The 1,055-nt window shown below is 63.9% G+C and carries 1 protein-coding gene; it reads right to left on the bottom strand.

The features are described 5' to 3' along the window. Window positions 1-1,055: 2-oxo acid dehydrogenase subunit E2 (locus tag GPA21_RS20250; protein ID WP_211163745.1), on the bottom strand; the 1,055-nt coding region annotated here is incomplete at both ends.

Here is a 1,055-nt window from a genome sequence, read left to right as displayed (position 1 = left end):
CATCGGCAGAGTCAGGCGCGGCACGAATTGCTTGCCGTCCCACACCGGTTTCATCACGGACTTGTTGACCCCGAGAATCGCGACTTCAGGCGCATTGACGATGGGCGCGAAGTAGGTGCCGCCGATGCCGCCGAGCGAGCTGATGGTGAAGCAGGCACCGGACATCTCGGCTGGGCCGAGCTTGCCGTCGCGTGCTTTCTTGGCCAGTGCACCGGTTTCGGCTGCGATCTCGAACACGCTCTTGGTGTCGGCGTTCTTGACCACCGGCACCACCAGGCCGTTGGGAGTGTCGGCGGCGAAGGCGATGTTGAAGTACTTCTTGTAGACCAGATTGTCGCCGTCGAGACTGGTGTTGAACTCCGGGAATTCCTGCAGCGCGCGCACCGAAGCCTTGATGATGAAGGCGAGCATGGTGAGCTTCTTGCCGGACTTCTCGTACTCCTTGTTCATCTGAACGCGGAAGGCTTCGAGCTCGGTGATGTCGGCATCTTCGTGATAGGTCACCGCCGGGATCATCACCCAGTTGCGGGAGAGGTTCTGGCCGGAGATCTTCTTGATGCGGCTCAGGGGCTTGACCTCGACCTCGCCGAACTTGGCGAAATCGACCTTGGGCCAGGGCAGCAGATCCATGCTGCCGCCGAGGCTCCCGCCTGCGGCTGCAGCCGGCGTCTTGCCCGGCACCACGCCGGAGCTCATCGCACCCTTGATGAAGGCCTTGACGTCTTCCTTCAAGATGCGGTTTTTCGGTCCGCTGGCCTTGACCTGGGAGAGGTCGACACCGAGTTCGCGGGCGTAGGCGCGCACCGAGGGGCTGGCGTGTACCTTGCCGCCGATCTTCATCGGGGAGGGGGTAGCGGCAGCGGGCGCGGCGGTTGATCCCGTTGTGGGAGCGGCGTGAGCCGCGAATTCGGCCTTGCCGGTTGCGACCTCGGTTTTCGCGGCTGACGCCGCTCCTACAGATGCAGCTGGCGCCTGGGCGGGGGCACCGGCCGCTTCCAGCTTGAGCAACACCGCACCCTGCGAGACCTTGTCCCCGATCGCGACCAGCACTTCCT

It is taken from the genome of Azoarcus taiwanensis, from assembly GCF_012910885.1.
GTDB classification, from domain to species: domain Bacteria; phylum Pseudomonadota; class Gammaproteobacteria; order Burkholderiales; family Rhodocyclaceae; genus Azoarcus_F; species Azoarcus_F taiwanensis.
Note: the sequence above shows the minus strand (reverse complement) of the source record. Positions and strands in the feature narration are given on the sequence as shown.